This window comes from Ottowia thiooxydans (assembly GCF_040548795.1).
Taxonomy (GTDB): domain Bacteria; phylum Pseudomonadota; class Gammaproteobacteria; order Burkholderiales; family Burkholderiaceae_C; genus Ottowia; species Ottowia thiooxydans_A.
Genome location: NZ_JBEPSH010000004.1, coordinates 304,853 through 324,351, shown reverse-complemented (window position 1 = coordinate 324,351; position 19,499 = coordinate 304,853). Strand labels below are relative to the sequence as shown.

The 19,499-nt window shown below is 61.4% G+C and carries 18 protein-coding genes; 14 read left to right on the top strand and 4 right to left on the bottom strand.

What is annotated here, in order from left to right:
• Window positions 1-18: 18 nt before the first annotated feature.
• On the bottom strand, window positions 19-990 hold the full coding sequence (locus tag ABIE13_RS11080; RefSeq protein ID WP_354443305.1) for a Bug family tripartite tricarboxylate transporter substrate binding protein: 972 nt from the start codon (window positions 988-990) through the stop codon (window positions 19-21).
• A gap of 141 nt (window positions 991-1,131) precedes the next feature.
• On the opposite strand from ABIE13_RS11080, the gene ABIE13_RS11075 reads away from it, so the two are divergent.
• Window positions 1,132-1,887, top strand: coding sequence for a GntR family transcriptional regulator (locus ABIE13_RS11075; protein ID WP_354443303.1), 756 nt, complete (start codon window positions 1,132-1,134; stop codon window positions 1,885-1,887).
• A 40-nt stretch (window positions 1,888-1,927) separates the two neighbouring features.
• The gene (gene otnI, locus ABIE13_RS11070) at window positions 1,928-2,770 is read left to right on the top strand and encodes a 2-oxo-tetronate isomerase (protein ID WP_354443301.1); all 843 of its coding nucleotides are present in this window, start codon (window positions 1,928-1,930) and stop codon (window positions 2,768-2,770) included.
• 68 nt (window positions 2,771-2,838) lie between these two features.
• On the opposite strand, the gene ABIE13_RS11065 is transcribed toward otnI, so the two are convergent.
• From ABIE13_RS11065 to ABIE13_RS11055, 3 genes are all read right to left on the bottom strand, one after another.
• On the bottom strand, window positions 2,839-4,050 hold the full coding sequence (locus ABIE13_RS11065) for a multidrug effflux MFS transporter (RefSeq protein WP_354443299.1): 1,212 nt from the start codon (window positions 4,048-4,050) through the stop codon (window positions 2,839-2,841).
• Between the two features lie 428 nt (window positions 4,051-4,478).
• Window positions 4,479-4,946 carry a CopD family protein gene (locus tag ABIE13_RS11060; protein WP_354443297.1) on the bottom strand — a complete coding sequence of 156 codons (468 nt, stop codon included), beginning with the start codon at window positions 4,944-4,946 and terminating at the stop codon, window positions 4,479-4,481.
• A 176-nt stretch (window positions 4,947-5,122) separates the two neighbouring features.
• On the bottom strand, window positions 5,123-5,929 hold the full coding sequence (locus tag ABIE13_RS11055; RefSeq protein ID WP_354443295.1) for an IclR family transcriptional regulator: 807 nt from the start codon (window positions 5,927-5,929) through the stop codon (window positions 5,123-5,125).
• Between the two features lie 218 nt (window positions 5,930-6,147).
• On the opposite strand from ABIE13_RS11055, the gene ABIE13_RS11050 reads away from it, so the two are divergent.
• The 12 genes from ABIE13_RS11050 (at window position 6,148) to ABIE13_RS10995 (ending at window position 19,306) form a co-directional block, all read left to right on the top strand.
• A complete protein-coding gene (locus ABIE13_RS11050) occupies window positions 6,148-8,430 on the top strand; it encodes an acetate--CoA ligase family protein (protein ID WP_354443293.1) in 2,283 nt (760 codons plus the stop codon).
• 68 nt (window positions 8,431-8,498) lie between these two features.
• Window positions 8,499-8,897 carry a Zn-ribbon domain-containing OB-fold protein gene (locus ABIE13_RS11045; protein WP_354443291.1) on the top strand — a complete coding sequence of 133 codons (399 nt, stop codon included), beginning with the start codon at window positions 8,499-8,501 and terminating at the stop codon, window positions 8,895-8,897.
• The gene (locus ABIE13_RS11040) at window positions 8,894-10,045 is read left to right on the top strand and encodes a thiolase (RefSeq protein ID WP_354443289.1); all 1,152 of its coding nucleotides are present in this window, start codon (window positions 8,894-8,896) and stop codon (window positions 10,043-10,045) included. The genes ABIE13_RS11045 and ABIE13_RS11040 overlap by 4 nt, the downstream gene beginning before the upstream one ends.
• Before the next feature lie 14 nt (window positions 10,046-10,059).
• Window positions 10,060-10,917 (top strand): MaoC/PaaZ C-terminal domain-containing protein, encoded by an 858-nt coding sequence (locus ABIE13_RS11035; protein ID WP_354443287.1) that lies wholly within the window; start codon window positions 10,060-10,062, stop codon window positions 10,915-10,917.
• Between the two features lie 57 nt (window positions 10,918-10,974).
• Window positions 10,975-11,943 (top strand): tripartite tricarboxylate transporter substrate binding protein, encoded by a 969-nt coding sequence (locus tag ABIE13_RS11030; RefSeq protein WP_354443285.1) that lies wholly within the window; start codon window positions 10,975-10,977, stop codon window positions 11,941-11,943.
• A 26-nt stretch (window positions 11,944-11,969) separates the two neighbouring features.
• Entirely contained in the window at window positions 11,970-12,917 is a 948-nt protein-coding gene (locus tag ABIE13_RS11025) for an SDR family NAD(P)-dependent oxidoreductase (RefSeq protein WP_354443283.1), read from the top strand.
• Window positions 12,914-14,089 carry an acyl-CoA dehydrogenase family protein gene (locus ABIE13_RS11020; RefSeq protein ID WP_354443281.1) on the top strand — a complete coding sequence of 392 codons (1,176 nt, stop codon included), beginning with the start codon at window positions 12,914-12,916 and terminating at the stop codon, window positions 14,087-14,089. The genes ABIE13_RS11025 and ABIE13_RS11020 overlap by 4 nt, the downstream gene beginning before the upstream one ends.
• A gap of 7 nt (window positions 14,090-14,096) precedes the next feature.
• Window positions 14,097-15,227: an acyl-CoA dehydrogenase family protein gene (locus ABIE13_RS11015; RefSeq protein ID WP_354443279.1), complete on the top strand. Its 1,131-nt coding sequence runs from the start codon at window positions 14,097-14,099 to the stop codon at window positions 15,225-15,227.
• A 35-nt stretch (window positions 15,228-15,262) separates the two neighbouring features.
• Complete coding sequence (locus ABIE13_RS11010; RefSeq protein WP_354443277.1) at window positions 15,263-16,051, top strand: enoyl-CoA hydratase/isomerase family protein; 789 nt, start codon at window positions 15,263-15,265, stop codon at window positions 16,049-16,051.
• A gap of 12 nt (window positions 16,052-16,063) precedes the next feature.
• Entirely contained in the window at window positions 16,064-17,035 is a 972-nt protein-coding gene (locus ABIE13_RS11005) for an NAD(P)H-dependent flavin oxidoreductase (RefSeq protein ID WP_354443275.1), read from the top strand.
• Window positions 17,036-17,058: 23 nt separating this feature from the next.
• Window positions 17,059-18,069, top strand: coding sequence for a Bug family tripartite tricarboxylate transporter substrate binding protein (locus ABIE13_RS11000; RefSeq protein WP_354443273.1), 1,011 nt, complete (start codon window positions 17,059-17,061; stop codon window positions 18,067-18,069).
• A gap of 28 nt (window positions 18,070-18,097) precedes the next feature.
• A complete protein-coding gene (locus ABIE13_RS10995; RefSeq protein ID WP_354443271.1) occupies window positions 18,098-19,306 on the top strand; it encodes a CaiB/BaiF CoA transferase family protein in 1,209 nt (402 codons plus the stop codon).
• Window positions 19,307-19,499: the final 193 nt, after the last annotated feature.

Sequence of the window (19,499 nt, the reverse complement as noted above, 5' to 3'; positions counted from 1 at the left end):
TCGGTTGATAAAAACCCATCACTCGATCTGAACGCCTGCTTCGCGAATGATTTTCCCTTTGAGGGTGTAATCGCGCTGCTGCAATTCCGCCAGGGCCTTGGGGCTTGGATCCGAGGGGACGACCAAGCCGTTGGAATCCAGCTTCGCCTTGATCTCGGGGTCTTGCAGCGCCGTGCTGATCGCACCGCTCAGGCGCTGTGCGATCGCTTCGGGCAGCTTGGCCGGACCGAAGAAGGCAAGCCAGGAGGGCACGTCAAAGCCATCGTAGGTTTCTCCGATAGTGGGGACATTGGGAAGCCCCGCGTAGCGCTTTCCATCCGTGACGGCCAGGGCGCGCAGCTTGCCGGCCTGGATGTAGGGAAGTACCGAGATGACGCTCGAAAAAATGGCGGGAATTTGCCCGCCCAGGACATCGGTCACTGCCGGTCCGCCGCCACGATAAGGAACGTGAAGGAGGGGGGCCTTGGTGCGGCTCTTGAGCAATTCCCCTGCAAGCTGATGCGGGGATCCCGTGCCGGAGGAACCGAAAGCGCTGGCGATCTTGCCCGAGCGCACCCCTTCCACATATTCCTTGAGGTTGTGCGCCGGCACTGAAGGATGGACCACCAGGACGATGGGATTCATGGCGGCCAGCCCGAGTGGCGTGAAGTCTTTGAGTGGATTGAAGGTGGCCTTGGCAACCAGATAGGAGTTCGCCGCGTGCGTGGCGTCGGTACCCAGCATGAAGGTGTACCCATCCGCCGGCTGCTTGGCGACAAATTCGGTGCCGATGTTGCCGCTGGCGCCGCCCTTGTTGTCGACGATCACCGGTTGCCCCAGCAAGGCCGAGACCTTCTGACCGATCAGGCGGGCTGTGACATCCGTCGAGGCGCCCGGCGGGTACGGCACGATCAGCTTGATGGGTTTGTCGGGGTAGCCCTGAGCCAGGGCGAACGAACTGGCAACCAGGGTCGCGGCCATCAGAAGCCGCTGGGCAACGCGCAGGTTCAATCTTGTCTCCTTGGGGGCGAGCGCCAGGACAGGCTCACCAGTTTTGTTTTAAACATACGGACGTTCGGATGTTAACGTGGCATCTGGCACGCCGTCAATACCTTGGCTGGGGACTCCCATGCTCTGCTAGGCTCCTGAGCCATGAACCGTCCCACTGAACTCGGGCTCTTGCACCAGCATGCCCCTCGCTACGTCCAGGTCGCCGATATCCTTTCCAGAGAGATCGCGGCGGGGCAGTTTCCCGTGGGCACATTGCTTCCCCCTGAGCCACAGTTGTGCCAGCGCTTTGCGGTTTCCCGCCATACGGTGCGCGAGGCCGTACGCCTGCTGTGCGAGCAAGGCCTGCTGTCGCGGCAGCAGGGGGTGGGCACGCGCGTGCTGGCGAAAAAGCTGGAAGCCCGGTACGTGGCGTCCATGTCGTCACTGCGAGACCTCATGGCCTATGCCCAGCAAACAACGCTGAAATACCTGGGCTCCCGCTGGGTGCACGCAGACCAGGCCTTGGCACGCCTGTTGCGCTGTGAGCTCGAGGAGCGGTGGCTGGAGCTCAATACCTGCAGGTTTCCCGCGGGGGGTGGTCAACCGATCGTTCACATGCGCATCTTTGTGCGCCCTCAGTGCGACGGCATTCAACATGCCCTGGAAGAGGGAGATGCCTGGATTTATGGCTTGGTGGAAAAATTTGGCGGGGAGCGGATCTTTGAAGCTCAGCAGGTCGTGGGAGCGATCGGCGTGCCCGAGGAAAGCGCCCGAATCCTGGGCGTCGAAGCAGGCTCACCCGGATTGTTTGTTCGGCGCTACTACCTGGGCCAGGCCGAGCATCTCTTGTCCGTTTCCCTTAACGTCTACCCAGTCGATCGATTCGAGTTTTCCACCAACTGGCGCCTTGAGGCCTAGCGCGGTTGACTTATCGTCTCAAACAGGCCCTGCACACCCTATGCCACGCTTTGCCGCCAACCTGAGTTTTCTCTATCCGGAGCTGCCGTTTCTGGATCGCTTCGAAGCCGCCGCGCGCGATGGCTTTGAGGGTGTCGAATACCTCTTTCCCTACGGATACGAACCTGGCACCCTGAGCGCACGACTCAAGCAATTTGGTTTGCAGCAGGTCTTGTTCAACGCGCCGGCCGGCGGGTGGGATGCCGCGGGCGTGGACCCTGCGTGGAATGGGGGTATGCGAGGCACCGCTTGCTTGCCGGGCCATGAGGAAGAATTTCGCGCAGGGGTTCATCTGGCCCTGCGCTACGCTGAAACATTGCAATGCCCACGCGTTCATTGCATGGCAGGGCTGTTGCCTGAAGGCCTGGCGCGAGAAGAGGCCCGCGCCATCTATGTGAGCAACCTCAGATGGGCCGCTGCAGAAGCGGTCAAATTGGGCATGGAGGTATTGATCGAACCTATCAACCTGCGCGACATGCCGGGTTTCTTCCTGAACCGCCAGGACGATGCGCATGCGATTGTTCAGGAGGTCGGTGCGCCCAATCTCAAGATGCAGATGGATCTCTACCACTGCCAGATCACGGAAGGCGATGTGGCCTCCAAGCTTCGTCGCTACCTCTCATCCGGTCATGTCGGGCACCTCCAGATCGCGGGTGTGCCGGAGCGACATGAACCCGATGTGGGTGAGTTGAACTACCCCTACCTGTTTCAATGGATCGACGAGGTGTCGGCGCAGACCGCGTGGTCTGGTTGGGTGGGGTGCGAGTACAGGCCGGCTGAAGGGGCTGCGCCGGGAGGCACTTCACGTGGCTTGGAATGGCTGCGCAGGTGGCGGAGTTCCTGAGATCTTGAACACGTTCCAAGAGCCACCCCTTTCGAGGTGGTTGGAAAAACGGGATTGCTCAGCCGGGTTCAGCAGTGTTGCTGCTTCGGGGCGCTGGAGGGGGTGCCACCCAGCGTGCCCCACGTGAGTGCAACACCGATCAAGGCACCGGTGGCCATACCCACCACCATGGGCAATGGTTTGCCATTCGAGAACAGACCCACCACACCCATTGCAGCCGCACCCGTCAGCATCTGCAGGGTGCCCAGCAAGGCCGATGCAGTGCCTGCAATAGCACCGTGTTTTTCAAGTGCGAGCACCGAAGTGGTGGGGATCACCAGGCCCATGAAGGCGCTGGCAATGAAGTAAAGCACCATCAGCACTGCGAGCTGGTCGCCGCCTGCCAGGTAGTAGGCCAGCATCGCGAACATGACCACGCCCGATGCGGAGGCCGCCATCTTCACCACGTGCACCAGCCCGAAGCGCTCACCCAGTGTGCCCGTGAACTGCGCGGCTCCAATGAAGGCCACAGCGTTGACGGAGAACGCCAGGCTGTACATCGTCGGCGTCAGGCCGTAGTGGTTGATGAGCACGAAGGGTGAACCTGCGAGGTAGACGAAAAACCCTGCCATCGCGGAACTGCCGATGAAGACAAGGCCCAGGTAATGGGTGTCGCGCAGCAGCACACCATAGGCGCGCAACGCACTGCCCAGGTTGCTCTCCACCCGTTCGGACACAGGCCGGGTTTCGTCCAGCATCGTGTAGATCAGTACCAGCCCTGCCAATCCCACCAGGGTGACCGCCCAGAAAACACCACGCCAGCCTGTGACGGCAATCACTGCACTGCCCGCCAGCGGCGCCAGGATGGGCGACACGCTGAACACCAGCATCAACAGGGACATCAGCCGGGCAGCATCGTTGCCAGTGTGCAGGTCGCGTACGACAGCGCGTGGAATCGCCATGCCCGCAGCGGCACCCAGGCCCTGGATAAACCGAAACGCGATCAATGTCTCAATATTGGTGGCCGTCGCACAGCCGACGCTGGCCGCGGTGAACACCACCAGGCCAAAGTACAGGGGGGGCTTGCGGCCCAGCATGTCGGATACCGGACCATACAGGAGTTGCCCCACGCCCAATGACAGGAAGAAAGCCGTGAGGCTCAGTTGAACAGCGCTGACGTCGGCACCCAGACTCTGGCCAATGGCGGGCAGAGCGGGCAGGTACATGTCGATGGCAAAGGGGCCAATCGCGGAGAGCAGACCCAGAATCAGGGCCATCTTGAAGAAACGGGAGGAATGCATAGCCCTCGATTGTCTCAACACGCGGGATGCCCTGTGCCAGCAGGGTGGCTCGCCCTGTGTTAGGGGCAGGCCGGTTTTTTATTGCCGGGCCGCCCCAAAATAAAAAGTACCCCCTTGGGGGGCAGCGGACCTCGCGAAGCGGGGCAGCGTGGGGGCCATTTTTATTGCCGGGCCGCCCCAAAATAAAAAGCACCCCCTCGGGGGGCAGCGGACCTCGCGGAGCGGGGCAGTGTGGGGGCCATTTTTATTGCCGGGCCGCCCCAAGATAAAAAGTGCCCCCTCGGGGGGCAGCGGACCTCGCGAAGCGGGGGAGCGTGGGGGTATGTTTTATTGCCGGGCCGCCCCAAAATAAAAAGCACCCCCTCCGGGGGGGCAGCGGACCTCGCGAAGCGGGGCGCCCGGCTGCGGGGGAGCGTGGAGGCTATGTTTTAGGCGAGCAGTGTGATCACCACCACCACCAGCCCGATGGACAGGTTCACGCCCACCCAAGTGCGTATGCTGGCCAGCGCCTTGCCGCCCGCAGCCCAGTCGGCGGCCACAACGGCGCGCTGCAGGCGTTTGAACAATGCAAAACGGATGTGCCCGAAGATGGCCATCATCACCAGGCCCAGGGTGGCCATGATGGTCCACGACAGGGGCATGGAAAAACTGCCACCGGACTGCACCGTCTGTTTGGCGACACGACCGATCATCCACAGGCCCGAGCCCAGCACCAGCAAGATGGCCACCAGCACGGCGTTAAAAAAGCGCTGCAACACGTCCGCCATCAGCCGTACCCGTGCGGCTGGCTCCAGCGTTTGGATGGCGGGGCGTAGAAAGAAATGGGCAAATACCATGCCGCCGATCCACACGATGAGGGACAGGATGTGGACAAGTTTGAGGGTGGCGTAGAGCATGGTGTTTTCAAGCGTGGGGAAACGGCCATGGTAACAAGCTGCGGAGGCTGTGCAGGCCACTCACCGTTGGACAGTACTCGGAAGGTATGAATGAATACGGCGTGTTCAGAAACCATTAACGACAGGGACACCAGGCTTGGCGTGAACGGTCCGTGTTCTATGAAAGCAAGCTGGTTCTAATCGTCCTGAATAAGGTGATTTGAATCCATCTGCGTGGCCAGGCGCTGAGTGATCAGCAAGGAATCCTTGCGCATCGATTCTGCGATGTCATCTGCTCTTTGCGCGAAGCTGGGGTTGTCGATGTTGACGACCGAAAGCGATGCGAATGGCACGCCCTCCGGATTGTGGATGGGCACCGCCACTGAAACCAATCCTCTTGCCACGTTGCCATCATTGAATCCGTAGCCGAGCTTGCGTGAACGTTGCACCATTCTCCGGCGTTCCACCGCATTGACTCTTTTTTGCTGAGCCAGTTGTTTGAAGTAGGCCTTGACGATGGCGTCGGCTTCAGCCTCAGGTAATTGAGAAAGCACCGCAAGGCCCGCAGCCAGTGCCGGCATGGGGCGACGTGTGCCGGGTTGTCCCCAGGCACTGTGAATGAGCACGTGGTCTGAGCGTGCAACGCACACGACCTCGGTTCCACTGCGAAGGTAAACAAAGCTCACGCCCTTGAACCTTCGTGCCACGCGCTCCATAGGTTGGCGACAGGCCTCTTGCAGCGCGCGGTAAGCGGGCACGGTGAGTCCCAACTCAAACAAGCCTTGGCCAGGCAGGTAACGCTTATCAGACGCTCTCTGCTCCACCACGTTTTCGCGCACCAGGCATGCCAGTACGCGGCAGGTAGTGCCCATGTCCATGCCGCAGCGCTCCGCGATGTCGGTCAAACGGGCGCCCAGTTGATGGTGCGCTGCAACATCGCGAATGACGGCCAGAGCACGTTCGATGCTTTGTGTGCCAGAGCGGCGGGTATCTGTAGTCGCCATGCAAACCTTGAAGAAGAGATGACGCGCAGCACCTCCGCATCGCGCAGGTGATGAGCGGAAATCATGAAACTCAGGCGGACGAATTGACTTTTACATTGTAAAACCAAGCCACCAAATCCCTCTAGGCAATCCACGCAGGCCTTCCCACAATCGACCGCAAGAACTCAACGCATAAGTTGAATCGCTGATGTCAGCAGTCCGATTTTCGAGAAGGCCTCATGCTGGAGACATTTCTAAATCCCAGGAGCATCGCCGTGATTGGCGCGTCTCAGGACGTGACCAAGATACGCGGACGCATGCTGCGTATCTTGATTGACAGCGGCTATGACGGCGTCTTGCTGCCCGTCAATCCGTCGCATGCCACAGTGCAAGGGCTTGCAGCGTATCCCAGCATTTCAGCGCTGCCACAGCGCGCGGACATGGCACTGATTGCCACGCCGGCAGAGGCTGTGGCCGATGTACTGCGCGAATGCGCAAGCGCCGGCATCATGAACGCCGTGGTGTACACGGCAGGGGCTGCGCACGGCACAGAGGCCGAGCGGCAACTGGTCTCTCGCATGGCGGCTGTAGCACGGGAAACCGGCATGCGTGTGTTGGGTCCGAACTGTGAGGGCTTCTTCAATGTGCGGGACAACGTGGCTGGAAACTTCAGTCCATCCATTCACCTTGCTGCGCCGCAGCACAGGCAGGGGGGCTCTCAACGGCCCATCAGTGTGGTCTCTCAGAGCGGTGCCGTCGGCTTTGGCCTGTTCACTCAACTGAAGCAGCAAGGCTTGATTTGCAGGCATGTGGTGACCACCGGTAATGAGGCTGATCTGGACTGCCTGGATTTTGTGGAGCACATTGTTCGGGAAGGCGGCAGCGGGCCCATCCTCATGTTTGTCGAAGGCTTGAAGGACGGCGCCCGCTTTGCGCGCATTGCCCAACTGGCGGCTGATCACGAGGTGCCTCTGGTGTTCTGCAAGGTCGGCAACTCGGTCGCGGGAGCGCGGGCGGCCGCTTCGCACACTGCGCATCTGACAGGCGCCATGACGGCGTATGAGGCCACCTTCAAACGCTATGGCGTGATCAAGGCCGAAGACTCTGATCAGGCCTTGACGGCCACCAAAGCCTTGGCTTGCCTGCCTCCGGCGCGGGGAAACCGTGTCACGGTGCTTTCAACATCTGGCGGAACAGGTGTGTGGCTGGCAGATGTGTGTTCGGCCATGGGCCTGGAGTTTCCGGTGCCGGACGAGGCCCTGCATGCTCGCTTGGCCCAGGCCATTCCCGCCATAGGCGGCATTGCCAACCCCGTGGACATGAGTGCGAGTGTGATCGAAGGCCATGGCGAGGTGCTGGCTGAAGCCCTGCGCCTCATGACGGAAGCCGATTACATGGACGCGGTGGTCATTGCCATGTCCCTGGCGGCCAAGGACCGCGTCCAGCAGATGCAGCCTGCGCTCGAGCCCTTCCTGGCCTCGACCTCGCTTCCCGTGATCATCCATTCTCAAGCCTATGCGACAGCGGACAACCTGGACGCCCTTGCCCGGATGGGTGGCATGGCCTTGGGAATGCGGGACACCGCCTTCGCACTGAAGACGCTCTGCGATTACGGGGCGTTTCGACGCCGCTGGGACGCTCAACGGACAAGTCGGGATCAGGCCACTGCCGTGCCACCCATATCAAAAGAAAGTTGTCGGGAGATGTTGGCGCAAGGGCGGCAGGCTGAGCTCCTTAGAGCCTATGGAATTGCCTTGCCGCCTGAGACCGTTGTGTCTTCCAGGGAGGACGCCATGCGCGCTGCCCACGCCATGGGCTACCCCGTGGCGCTCAAGATTGTGTCAGCGCAGGTGCAGCACAAGACGGACGTGGGTGCGGTGGCACTCGACGTCAAGAACGACCAGGAGCTTGCAAGTGCCTATGACCGAGTCCTGGCCAACGTCGCGCGCGCCGTTCCGGACGCCGGTATTCAAGGGATGCAGATCCAGAAGATGATGCCCCCTGGTCTGGAGATGGTCGTCGGCATTACCCGCGATCCAGATTTTGGCCATTTGCTCATGGTCGGCTTGGGTGGTGTGTTTGTCGAGTTGCTGCGTGACGTGGCGTTCTCGCCTGTGCCCGTGTCGGCTGAGCAGGCACAGGAGCTGATTCGTTCGCTCAAAGGGTATCCGCTGCTCGAAGGCCTGCGCGGTGGTCAACCTGGCGATGTGCAGGCACTGGCGGCGCTGGCCCAGGGCCTATCGCGTCTGGCGGCGGACCACCCGGATGTCATTGAGGAAATAGACCTTAACCCGGTGCTGGTCTACGAAAGCGGCGTCTGTGCAGTGGATTACTTATTGATCCCGCGCCGTGACGGCTCAAGCGTCAGCGCCGATTCCACCGCGGTTCGAATTGAATCTGTTTCGGTTCAGGCTATGACTGAGACCGGCCGGGCTGAGTCTTCCCCCGGCCCGGCCAAGTCTGCCAGCGTTCAGGCTCCTCTTTCCCGCTTGGAGGGGTGCTCCCACCACCGTTCGGGCTGAGCCTGTCGAAGCCTTGCGCAGCGCCTCTGCCCCCAACCTCAACACCGCTCATCCAGGAAAGAACTTTGATGAACCCAAGCCACTCATTTCCAACCCAGTCACCTGACGCAGAGTACGAGCAGTTTCTGCGTGAAGGCCATTTCATGATCCAGCGCAGCGCCAGCAGCGGTGCTTATGTGTTCTACCCCCGCGTGGCTGAACCTGTGACCGGCGCTATGGATCTGACGTGGGTGAAGGCTTCTGGAAAAGGCACGGTGTACTCCGCCACCGTCATTCGTCCCCGCTCTCCCGCGCAAGCCTACAACGTCTGCTTGATTGATCTCGAAGAGGGGCCACGCATGATGTCGCGTGTTGACGGAATTGCGGCGGATGCCGTGCAGATCGGCATGTCCGTGACCGCGCGCATTGTGCAAGAGGGCGACAAGCCGCTTGTGGTCTTCTTTCCACTGGAAGGGAACGCAGCATGAGCCAGTTTCCAAGAGGAAAAACATCGGTGGTGGGCGCTGCAACGTTCGGCCTTGGAGAGGCCCCCGGGTTCACCGCACTGGAGTTGGCCGCGGGTGCGAGCCTGGCCGCTCTGGACGACGCAGGCATGTCTTTAAAGGACGTGGATGGCCTATTTGTCGCACTTCCAGAAGATCAGTTCTCAGGTCTCAGCCTGTCGGAGTATTTCGGCATCCACCCGGCCATTACAGACAACAACCGGGTTGGTGGTTCGTCCTTTCAGACCCATGCCATTGTGGCGGCCCTGGCGCTGCAAGCAGGCCTGTGCAACGTGGCACTCATTGCCTACGGAAGCAACCAGCGCAGTGCTGCGGGTCGGCTGGTCACGCCTACCAGGCCGTTTCCGTATGAGGGGCCGTACAAGCCTACTTACCCGATCTCTGCCTACGCACTTTCCGCGGCGCGGCACATGTACCAGTACGGCACCACGCGCCGGCAGCTTGCGGAGGTGGCGGTGTCCGCGCGGGCATGGGCGCAACTCAATCCAGAGGCCTTCGTACGGGACCCGCTCAGCATTGATGAGGTGTTGGCTTCCCGCATGGTGTCAGACCCCTTGAGCGTGCGCGACTGCTGCCTGGTGACGGACGGCGCCGCGGCGATTGTGATGACGCGCGCCGACCGCGCTCGCGATACAAGGCACAAGCCGGTGCACCTGCTGGGCGGCGCAGCTGCAACCACGCACCGCAACATCATGGCCATGCAAGACCTGACGGTCACGGGCGCTGCGGACTCCGGGCGCCGGGCCTTCGAGTACGCCGGGCTGACGCCTGCAGACGTCGATGTGCTGCAGCTCTACGACGCGTTCACGATCAACCCCATTCTCTTTCTGGAAGACTTGGGTTTTTGCAAGAAGGGTGAAGGCGGCGCATTCGTGGAAGGCGGCCGCATAGCGCCCGGAGGCGAATTGCCGGTGAACACCAACGGTGGTGGATTGTCATGCACGCACCCTGGCATGTACGGGCTCTTCACCATGGTCGAAGCCGTGCGCCAGCTGCGAGGCGACACCGGTGCACGCCAGGTCAAAGATGCCAAGGTCGCACTCGCGCATGGCAACGGCGGCACCTTGTCCAGCCAGGCCACGCTCATCTTCGGCACCGAAGAAACGCTTTGATCGCAGGAGCTTGCATGCCCACGACTTATGAACAACTGAAAGCTCTTCGCGTCGACGACATGAGCTTTTCCTACCAGCCCAAGGACGTGATGTTGTATGCACTCGGCGTCGGCATGGGGCGTGACCCTCTGGACATGCAGGAGCTGAAGTACGTCTTTGAAAAGGAGCCGCCGAAGGTGGTGCCCACGCTCGCGTGCGTGGTCTCTCGTACCAACCTGCTGCTGAATGCGGGCCTGGACCGCACCAAGATCGTCCACGGCGAGCAGGCCCTGAAGCTCTACCGGCCCCTGCCAGCCTCAGCCAGGCTGCTGGCCTCCTCCCACGTGAGTGCCGTGCACGACAAGGGCGAGGGCAAGGGCGTGCTGGTATATGTGGATACCCAAGTCAAGGATGCCGGCACCGGTGAGGCGCTGTATGCCTTGTGTCAGGGCATTTTTGCGAGAGGTGACGGCGGTATGGGGGGCGACTCTGGGCCCGCTCCCGTTCCCCATGCCATGCCCACGCGCGCTCCGGATCTGGTGACCGCGTTCGACACTCGTGCGGACCAGGCGCTGCTGTATCGGCTGAATGGTGACATGAACCCGCTTCACGCCGATCCGGAACTGGCGGTGCGTGTGGGATTCAAGGCGCCCATCCTGCATGGCCTGTGCACTTATGGCATTGCGTGCCGGGAGATCCTGAGCAAGGTCTGTCACTACGACCCGGCTGCCATTGAGCAATTCAATGTTCGGTTTACCTCGCCGGTCTATCCCGGAGAGCGCATCACGACCCAGGCCTGGGTCGATGGTGATGTCGTGTCTTTCCGCTGCAGTGTGGAGGCGCGCGACAAGGTGGTGCTGGACAACGGTTTGTGTCGCATTCGCGGCGCGTAAAAAAGCACGCTGATTTCCTCCCGCGACTTCAAATAACCAGGACAAGGAGACAAAGACATGAGCATTCCTAGAAGGCTTTGGTTGTGCGCAGCCCTCGCGTTGGCCGCGCACGCGCCAGTCCATGCGCAAGGCGCAGCCTTTCCCCAGAAGACCATCAAGATCGTCTCGCCGTACGCGCCGGGCGGATCCACCGACTTGCTGACGCGCGCCGCCGCTGAACTGGTGGGCAAGAAGCTCGGCCAGGCCATGATTATCGAAAGCCGGCCGGGCGCGGGCACTTTGATTGCGACCAGAGCTGTGAAAGCTGCAGACGCTGACGGCTACACGCTTTTGCTGCAGTCCAACGGCTTTGTCAGCAACTTGCACGCGTTCAAAGACCCCGGCTATGCCATGGCCGACTTCAAGCCTGTGGCCGTCCTGGGCAAGTCCTCTTACGTGCTCATGATCTCCACCAAGGGGCCAGCACGTGACATCAAGGAGTTTGTGGACTATGCCAAAGGCCGCAACGACTTGTCCTATGGCACGCTGGGACGCGGTGGTCGAACCCACATCCTGGCGGAAGAGTTTGCGCTGCGCGCAGGCTTCAAGTGGCAAGACATCCCCTACAAGGGCGGCGCTGATGGCGTCAATGCCGTGCTGGGCAAGCACATCGACGGGTACTTCGCATCGGTGGCATTGGCCCATCCTCACGCACAGTCCTCCAACCTGCGCTTGATTGGAATTGCCAGCGAGGTCCGCTCTGAATTCCTTCCTGCGGTGCCGACCTTCAAGGAGGCAGGCATTCCGCAAATGACGGACGACCTCTGGATCGCCCTGTTTGCCCGCTCTGATACGCCGCAACCGCTGCTGGACACGCTGCGCGAAGCCTTCCGGGAAGTCAGTGCTTCGGAGGAAATGAAAACGGTGCGCCAGCGCATCCAGATGTCGACCTACACCGCCAGCCTCTCCGAGTTCGAAACCGGAATGAAGGCCGCGCTCGTGCAGACCATTCAGGAATTCAAGCAACACAACCTTCCGCGCCAGTGAAGGAACCCATCCAAGGAGAAAGACAAATGAAGCTCAAAGGAAAAGCCGCGGTCGTCACAGGCGGCGGACGAGGCATAGGCCGGGCCATTGCCCTGGAGTTGGCACGCCAAGGGGCGGCTGTGGTCATCAACGACCCTGGCTTGGGCCGCAGCGGGGAACTCACGACGGAACGGCCAGCGGATGAGGTGGCCGCTGAAATTGTTCAGGCAGGCGGACGTGCGGTCGCCAACCATGAGTCTGTGGCGGACCACCAGAAGGCAGGGCAGATGGTGCAGCAATGCATTGACAGCTTTGGCAGCATCGACATTCTGATCAACTCGGCCGGTGTGGTGCGTGAACGCATGATCTGGAACATGACCGAAGATGAGTTTGATACGGTCATAGGCGTGCATCTGAAGGGCATGTGGAACATGTCCCATCACGCTATTCGCCATATGCGGAAACAGGGGTTCGGACGCATTGTGAGTCTCTCCTCCGATGCGTTTAAAGGGACCTTCGGACAATGCAACTATGCGGCAGCCAAGGCGGGCATCATCGGCCTCACGCGCTCCATCGCCAAGGAGACGGCCAAGTTCGGCATCACCGCCAACGCGCTGTGCCCCGTGGCCGACACCCGCATGACCGCTACCCCTGAAGTGGCTGCCAACCGCAAGCGAAAACTTGAGAGCGGCCTGATCACTCAGGCGCAGTACGACGCGGCCATGCAGGCCAAGGGTCCTGAATACGTCGCTCCCCTGGCGGCCTATCTGTGCCTGGATGACGCTGACTTCATCAATGGGCAGACCTTTCACGTGGAGAAAGGGGTCATCAACACCTATTACTTCGGTGAGGACCGGAACTCGATGTTCAAGGTGGGCGATGGGCTGTTCACGCTGGAGGACTTGGAGGAATGCCTGCCTCGGGCGCTGCTCAATGGCATACCGCCCATCGTGCCGGTGGTCAAGCGCGATCAGGCGCAGAAGGCTGGCGCATGACTGCCGATCTGCGTGAGTTCCGGGATGAGGTTCGTGCATTCATCCGCGCGAGCTTGTCCGAGGAGTTGCGCGAGCGCGTCATCCGTGGGTATTCGCAGCTTGAAAAGACCGACTACGTCTTCTGGCAGAAATGCCTGTACGAACGGGGCTGGGGTGCTCCCAGTTGGCCCATGGAGCACGGTGGCGCCGGCTGGACTGCGGCGCATCGCCAGATATTTGACGATGAGTGTGCCCGCCTGGGCGCTCCACGCACCCAACCTCAGATGGTCAAGATGATTGGCCCCATCATCTGCGCCTACGGTACGCCAGCGCAACAGGCTCGCTTTTTGCCGCCCATTCTGACGGGCGACGAGTGGTGGTGCCAGGGCTATTCGGAGCCCGGTGCAGGCTCTGACCTGGCTGCGCTCTCTACGCGCGCTGAGCGGCGCGGTGACCACTATGTGGTGACCGGGCAGAAAGTCTGGACCTCATTCGCGCATTTTGCAGATTGGATGTTCTGCCTGGTGCGCACGGAGGTGACGGATCGCAAGCAAGAGGGTATCACTTTCCTTCTGATCGATATGCGCACCCCGGGTGTCGAGGTGCGGCCCATTCACACGCTGGACCTTGCACACCACACCAACGAAGTCTTCTTGCACGAAGTGCGCGTGCCGGTGGAAAACCGCATTGGCGAAGAAGGCCGGGGATGGACTTACGCCAAGGCTTTGCTGGCGCATGAGCGCAGTGGCATCGCCGAACTGGGAAGGGCGCGAGAGCGGCTTGAGCGCATACACCGCATGGTGGCTGACCCGGCCATAGGAGGCGCCAGATTGCAAGGCGATGCCGAGTTCATGATGCAACTGGCGCAGCTGGAAGTCGAGATGATGGCGGCTGAAGCCACCACGCTTCGCTTGCAGGAAAGCAATGCCACTCCTGCGCTGTCGTCTGTGCTGAAGCTGCGAGGCTCCGAGATCACGCAGCGGCTGACTCGCCTGGCGGTGGAGGCACTGGGGCCGCATGCCCTGCGCTTTGATATCGAGGAAGCCAGCAGAGGCCCGCGCGAGGACGACCCCCTGCCCTCGTACGCCACGGGACGCGTGCCGGAATACATGGTGTTCCGCTCTCTCACCATCGCTGGAGGCTCCAGTGAGGTGCAACGCAACATCATCGCCAAGCTGGCCTTTGGTGATTGAGAACCTTATGCAATTTACTCTGACCGATGAGCAGCACCAGCTGCGTGAGGCCGTTACGCGGTTTGTGCGTGACCGCTATACCTTCAGCGCGTGGCGCCGCTGTGCCAGAGAGCTGGACGGGTTTGATGCGGACACCTGGGAACGGATCGCCAGTCTGGGCTGGACCGCAGCCGCTGTGCCCGAAGCCTATGGCGGGCTGGGCATGGGACCGGTGGCCCACGCGGTGATTCACGAGTCGCTTGGCGCGGGCCTGGTGCTGGAGCCGTTCTGGAGCAGCGCAGTCATGTGGGCTGAGCCGCTTCGTCTTGCCGGAACCGAGGCTCAGAAGTCCACCTGGTTGCCACGCATCGCTGACGGCAGCGTGCGGGGAGCTTTTGCCCTTCTGGAGCCAGACACTCGCTATGACTGGTCTGCCATTGCATGCCGAGCCAGGCAGGAGAATGATCGATGGCTGCTGCAAGGCCGCAAGCTGGCCGTGCTGGATGCGCCCCATGCCCATCAACTGATGGTGGTGGCTCGCTCCAGTGGCAGTCCTGGCGAATTGGCGGGCCTGTCACTGTTCAGGGTCGCGGCAGATGCGCAGGGGCTTGCGCGCAAGGATTTCCGCACCGTGGATGAGCGGCGCGCCAGTGACCTGTCGCTCGAGTCGGTGCAGGCGGAGTTGGTGGGCGTCGCGGGCGATGCAGCGGGTGTGGTCGAACATACCATGGATCTGGGGATTTCGGCACTGTGTGCCGAGGCGGTGGGCGTCATGGCCAGCACCGTGGAGGCGACGGTGGCCTATCTGAAAACCCGCCATCAGTTTGGCCGCCCCCTGGCGCAGTTTCAGGTGCTGCGCCACCGCGTAGCGGACATGGTGATGGCGCTGGAACAGTCTCGCTCTCTGGCGATGCGGTGTGCGCTCTCCATGGGCGATCTCCCTCAGGAGCGTGCGAGGGTGGCCGCGGCGGCCAAGGCCCAGATTGGTTCAGCGGGGCGCTTCATAGGAGAAAGCGCTGTGCAACTGCACGGTGGCATTGGGGTGACCGACGAGTTGCAGATAGGCCACTTCATGAAGCGCCTGTTGGCCATCGACATTCTTTTAGGCGACACACGCCATCACCTGGCGCGCATGGCACGGCGCGAAGCCGTCCTTTGATCAAAGAAAAGTCACTGAATATGGCTGGAGCACTGATGAACGATTCTCCCTTGCAAGTGCGTCTGGAAGGCTGCGTCGCCATTCTGACCTTGTCCGCACCCGAGCGCCGCAACGCCTTGTCGACCGAGATGCGGCACGAACTGCTGGCTCAGCTTCGGCTGCTGTCTGCCAACGACGATGTCCGCGCGCTCGTGCTGACAGGCGCCGCGGGGCATTTTTGTTCTGGCGGTGACGTGAGCCAGATGGCCGCACCGGGTCAGGCGCGAGACATTGTGATGGGCGGGCGCCGCCTGGAAATCTTGCACGACTGCATCCGCCTGATGGTCGGCGGGCCCAAGCCGGTGGTGGCCGCGGTGGAGGGCATCGCTTTTGGTGCAGGTATGTCGTTCGCCATGGCGTGTGACTGGGTCGTGGCCGCAGAAGACGCCCGATTTGGAGCGGCCTTCGGCAAAGTGGGGTTGATGCCCGATTGCGGCCTTCTTTGGACGCTGCCCCGCCGCGTGGGTGAGGCCGTCGCTCGCGATGTGCTGCTGACGGCTCGGGTGGTGAGCGCCCCGCAAGCCAAGAGCCTGGGCATGGTCGATGAAGTGGTAGAGCCGGGGCAGGCCCTTGCCGCAGCATTGAAGAAGTGTGCAGAGTACGCCGTGGTCGCACCCCGTTCTGCGGCCGCCGTCAAGGCGGTGCTGGCACGCGCGCCGAATTCCTTGAATGATCTTTTGCAAATGGAAGCCGATCTGCAGCAGAGCTTGCGGCAAAGCGTGGACCACGAAGAAGGCCGCAGAGCTTTCTCGGAAAAAAGAGCCCCCGTGTTCATCGGACGTTGAGGACACCACGTCATGGCTCTTGACCCTCGTCTGCGTGAACGTCTGGTGCTGCCCGCATTTTGCGCACCCATGTACCTGGTCAGCGGAAAGCCGCTGCTGGTGGCTGCTTGCAAGGCCGGCATCATTGCGGGAACCAATCCGCGCAATTGGCCGAGCCTGCAAGCTTTCGAACAAGACATGCTGGCGTTGCGCAGAGAGCTGGATGAATTCCAGGCTGAACATCCGCAGGCGTGCATAGGGCCACTTGCCACCAACCTGAACCTCAGGGCCAGCCCGGAGGAGATGGCGCACTACCTTCGCATCTGCAAAGCCGCACGGGTAGATATTGTGGTCTCGGTACGCGGTGACCCAACTCGCCTCATAGAACAAGTGCATGAGCACGGCGGGGTGGTGTGGCATGACGCGACTTCGTTGAGGTTTGCAGAGAAGGCCATTCGCGCTGGCGCAGACGGCATCATCGCGATCGCAGCGGGTGGCGGAGGCCACTCTGGACAGGTCACACCGCTGACATTGATTCCACAGATCCGGGCCATGTTCGGGGGAACCATTGTCATGGCTGGTGCGGTCTCCAACGGCGCCGCCATCCGAGCGGCTGAAGTCCTGGGTGCAGACCTGGCCTATCTGGGAACGCGCTTCATTGCCACGCAAGAGTCCGATGCGCCTGAAGATTACAAGCGGATGCTGGTGGATTCCGGCATTGCAGACCTGGCCTACACGCCCGCAATCAATGGTGTGCCGGCGAACTGGCTGCTGCCTTCTTTGCGCCAACACGGCCTGGATCCGGCCATGCCCAAGCCTGAGCAGCCCGGTGCCGAGCATCTGCCAGCTGGCGTGCGACCCTGGAAAAACGTGTGGAGCGCCGGGCAAGGCGTGGGACTGATCAACGATATCCCCACGGTGTCGGAGCTGGTGCGGCGTTTGCGCAGCGAGTACGTGCAGGCGTGCGGCATGCCCAGCATGGTGCAGGCGGCTTCTCTCGTATAGATTTTTACTGAAGGAGACAAACCATGAAGAAATCCTTGAACCATTCACCCGGCCTGTGTCGCATGCTGCGAAGCGCGCTTACCGGCCTGCTGCTGGGCTCGTCAGTGCTGGCTTCCATCAGTGCAGCGGCTCAGCAGGCCTGGCCCACCAAGCCTGTGCGGGTGATTCTCCCGTTCGGGCCGGGGAGTGCGACGGACATCGTGGCACGCGCGGTGGCTGAAGAGTTTCGCGCTGAACTGGGCCAGCCTTTTGTGGTGGACAACCGCGCGGGCGCCAACGGTTTCATCGCCGCTGAAGCGGTGGCGCGCGCACCGGCTGATGGCTATACCTTGTTCATCACATCGAACACCACCCAGACCAACAACCAGTTTCTTTTCAAGAAGCTGCCTTATGACCCGGTGAAGGATTTTGTACCCATTGGACCCATCAATGAGCAGTACTACGTGCTCGCCGTGCCCCAGAGCCTTCCGGTGAACAACGTGGCCGAGTTCGTGGCGTGGCTCAAGGCCAACCCAGACAAGGCCAGCTATGGTTGGGGAGCCGCCGTGGCTCAGATTGCGGGTGCGACCTTCTTGAAAGAAGTGGGCGCCACGGCGACGGGCGTTCCGTACAAGAGCAGTCCCCAGGTCACCACTGATCTGATTGGTGGGCAGCTCAGCTTTACCGTGCAGGGTGTGACCTCTGGCCTGCAAGTCTTGAAAAGCGGCCGCTTGAAGGCGCTCATGGTCAGCTCGCCTGAGCGCGTTCCGCAACTGCCTGACGTGCCGACGGGCGCTGAGGCCGGTGTGCCGGGCTTTCGGGCGTCGGCATTCATCGGCGTGTTTGCGCCGGCAGGCACGCCAGATCACATCGTCAAGCTGCTCAACACCACACTGATCAAGGCCTTGCGCAAGCCCGAGATGATTGCACGAATAGACGCCTGCTGTGCCGGGCGTTTCATTCATTCCACGCCGGCTGAGTTTGCGGAATACCTGCGCAAGGATCGCGAGCGTTGGGCGACCAGCATCAACGCAGCCGGTATCAAACCCGAATAAGCCTTCGTCTTCCAAGCATTTTTTTCGCATGACTTTGCCAATGTCTCCCAGTCCCTTGCCGCTTGCGGGTATCAAGGTTGCCGATTTTTCTCAAGGCGTGGCCGGCCCGCACGCCTCGTTTTTGCTGGCCAATCAGGGTGCAGAGGTGATCAAGATCGAGCCGCCGGAGGGTGATTGGGGTCGCAATCTCGGCAAGCGGTTTGGCAATTTCAGTGCGTTCTCGGTTTACTACAACCGGGGCAAGCGATCACTCGCGCTGGACCTCAAGCAAGCGAAAGCGCGTGAGATTGCCTTTGAAATGGCAGCCACGGCCGACGTGGTGGTTGAATCTTTCCGCCCTGGCGTGATGGCGCGCCTGGGGCTGGATCCGGCACGGCTGTTCGAGCGCAATCCCAAGCTGGTGTATCTGGCCGTCACCGGCTTCGGCCAGAACGGCCCGAATGCGGATCTGCCCGCGACGGACGCCATCATTCAGGGCTATTCGGGCTTGATGTCTCTCAACAAGGATGCCCAGGGTGTTCCACAGCGCTTTCCCATGATCCTGATCGATGTGGTGTCTGGCATCTACGGCGCGCAGGCGATCATGGCGGGGCTGATGCGGGTGTTTCGGTTTGGCAAGGGCCAATACATAGACTGCAATCTCATGCAATGCGCCACGGCCCTGCAGGCTCCGCGCATGCTTGAGTTTCATCTGGAAGGGGGCAACCCGGAGATCATGTATGTGCCCCTCGGTGTGTACGCGACCAAGGACTCATTCCTTAGCTTGTCGGTCAACCGCGATGCTCACTTCGCGGTCTTTTTTGAAGTCCTGGGCCGGCCAGACATTGCACATGACCCACGCTACGCCGCGAGAGCCGACCGCGTACGCCATGCCGATGTGATCAATGCCATCGTGCGGGAGAAGCTTTTAGAGCGCACGTCCGAAGAATGGAGTGTCCTACTGGGACAGGCTGGCATTCTCCATTCAAAAATCCGATCCTACAGCGACATACTGGGTGATCCTGAGATCGTGAAAGCCGGGCACCTGACCTGGTTGGACCACCCTGACCTGCCGAGTCCCGTGCCGATTCCCAATGTGCCTGGTGCCTTCCCTGCGGAAGCGTTTGGATCGTTGACGAACTGCCCTGAGGTGGGCCAGCATACGGAGGAAGTGTTGGCTGAGCAGGGCTTGTCCAGGGAGGATATTCAAGCTGCCATTGCCGACGGAGTGGCTTGCACGAGCAGGCGTCAAACCTGATCCCAGGACCGCGATTCGCCCACGCCGGGGCGACCGGCACCCCTGTCGCCCAGTTTCTCGCAATCCAGAATCCCGGCTATCTTGCTGTTCGGCTGTTCGGCTGTTCGGCTGTTCGGCTGTTCGGCTGTTCGGCTGTTCGGCTGTTCGGCTGTTCCCTGGGACCGCCGAGCTCCTGCTCGGCATTCCGCGCATC

Coding starts and splice junctions, on each gene's coding strand:
- ABIE13_RS11015 (WP_354443279.1), top strand. CDS start 14,097: ATGCAATTTACTCTGACCGATGAGCAGCACCAGCTGCGTGAGGCCGTT.
- ABIE13_RS11030 (WP_354443285.1), top strand. CDS start 10,975: ATGAGCATTCCTAGAAGGCTTTGGTTGTGCGCAGCCCTCGCGTTGGCC.
- ABIE13_RS11000 (WP_354443273.1), top strand. CDS start 17,059: ATGAAGAAATCCTTGAACCATTCACCCGGCCTGTGTCGCATGCTGCGA.
- ABIE13_RS11050 (WP_354443293.1), top strand. CDS start 6,148: ATGCTGGAGACATTTCTAAATCCCAGGAGCATCGCCGTGATTGGCGCG.
- ABIE13_RS11020 (WP_354443281.1), top strand. CDS start 12,914: ATGACTGCCGATCTGCGTGAGTTCCGGGATGAGGTTCGTGCATTCATC.
- otnI (WP_354443301.1), top strand. CDS start 1,928: ATGCCACGCTTTGCCGCCAACCTGAGTTTTCTCTATCCGGAGCTGCCG.
- ABIE13_RS11055 (WP_354443295.1), bottom strand. CDS start 5,929: ATGGCGACTACAGATACCCGCCGCTCTGGCACACAAAGCATCGAACGT.
- ABIE13_RS11040 (WP_354443289.1), top strand. CDS start 8,894: ATGAGCCAGTTTCCAAGAGGAAAAACATCGGTGGTGGGCGCTGCAACG.
- ABIE13_RS11010 (WP_354443277.1), top strand. CDS start 15,263: ATGAACGATTCTCCCTTGCAAGTGCGTCTGGAAGGCTGCGTCGCCATT.
- ABIE13_RS11035 (WP_354443287.1), top strand. CDS start 10,060: ATGCCCACGACTTATGAACAACTGAAAGCTCTTCGCGTCGACGACATG.
- ABIE13_RS10995 (WP_354443271.1), top strand. CDS start 18,098: ATGACTTTGCCAATGTCTCCCAGTCCCTTGCCGCTTGCGGGTATCAAG.
- ABIE13_RS11075 (WP_354443303.1), top strand. CDS start 1,132: ATGAACCGTCCCACTGAACTCGGGCTCTTGCACCAGCATGCCCCTCGC.
- ABIE13_RS11065 (WP_354443299.1), bottom strand. CDS start 4,050: ATGCATTCCTCCCGTTTCTTCAAGATGGCCCTGATTCTGGGTCTGCTC.
- ABIE13_RS11025 (WP_354443283.1), top strand. CDS start 11,970: ATGAAGCTCAAAGGAAAAGCCGCGGTCGTCACAGGCGGCGGACGAGGC.
- ABIE13_RS11005 (WP_354443275.1), top strand. CDS start 16,064: ATGGCTCTTGACCCTCGTCTGCGTGAACGTCTGGTGCTGCCCGCATTT.
- ABIE13_RS11060 (WP_354443297.1), bottom strand. CDS start 4,946: ATGCTCTACGCCACCCTCAAACTTGTCCACATCCTGTCCCTCATCGTG.
- ABIE13_RS11045 (WP_354443291.1), top strand. CDS start 8,499: ATGAACCCAAGCCACTCATTTCCAACCCAGTCACCTGACGCAGAGTAC.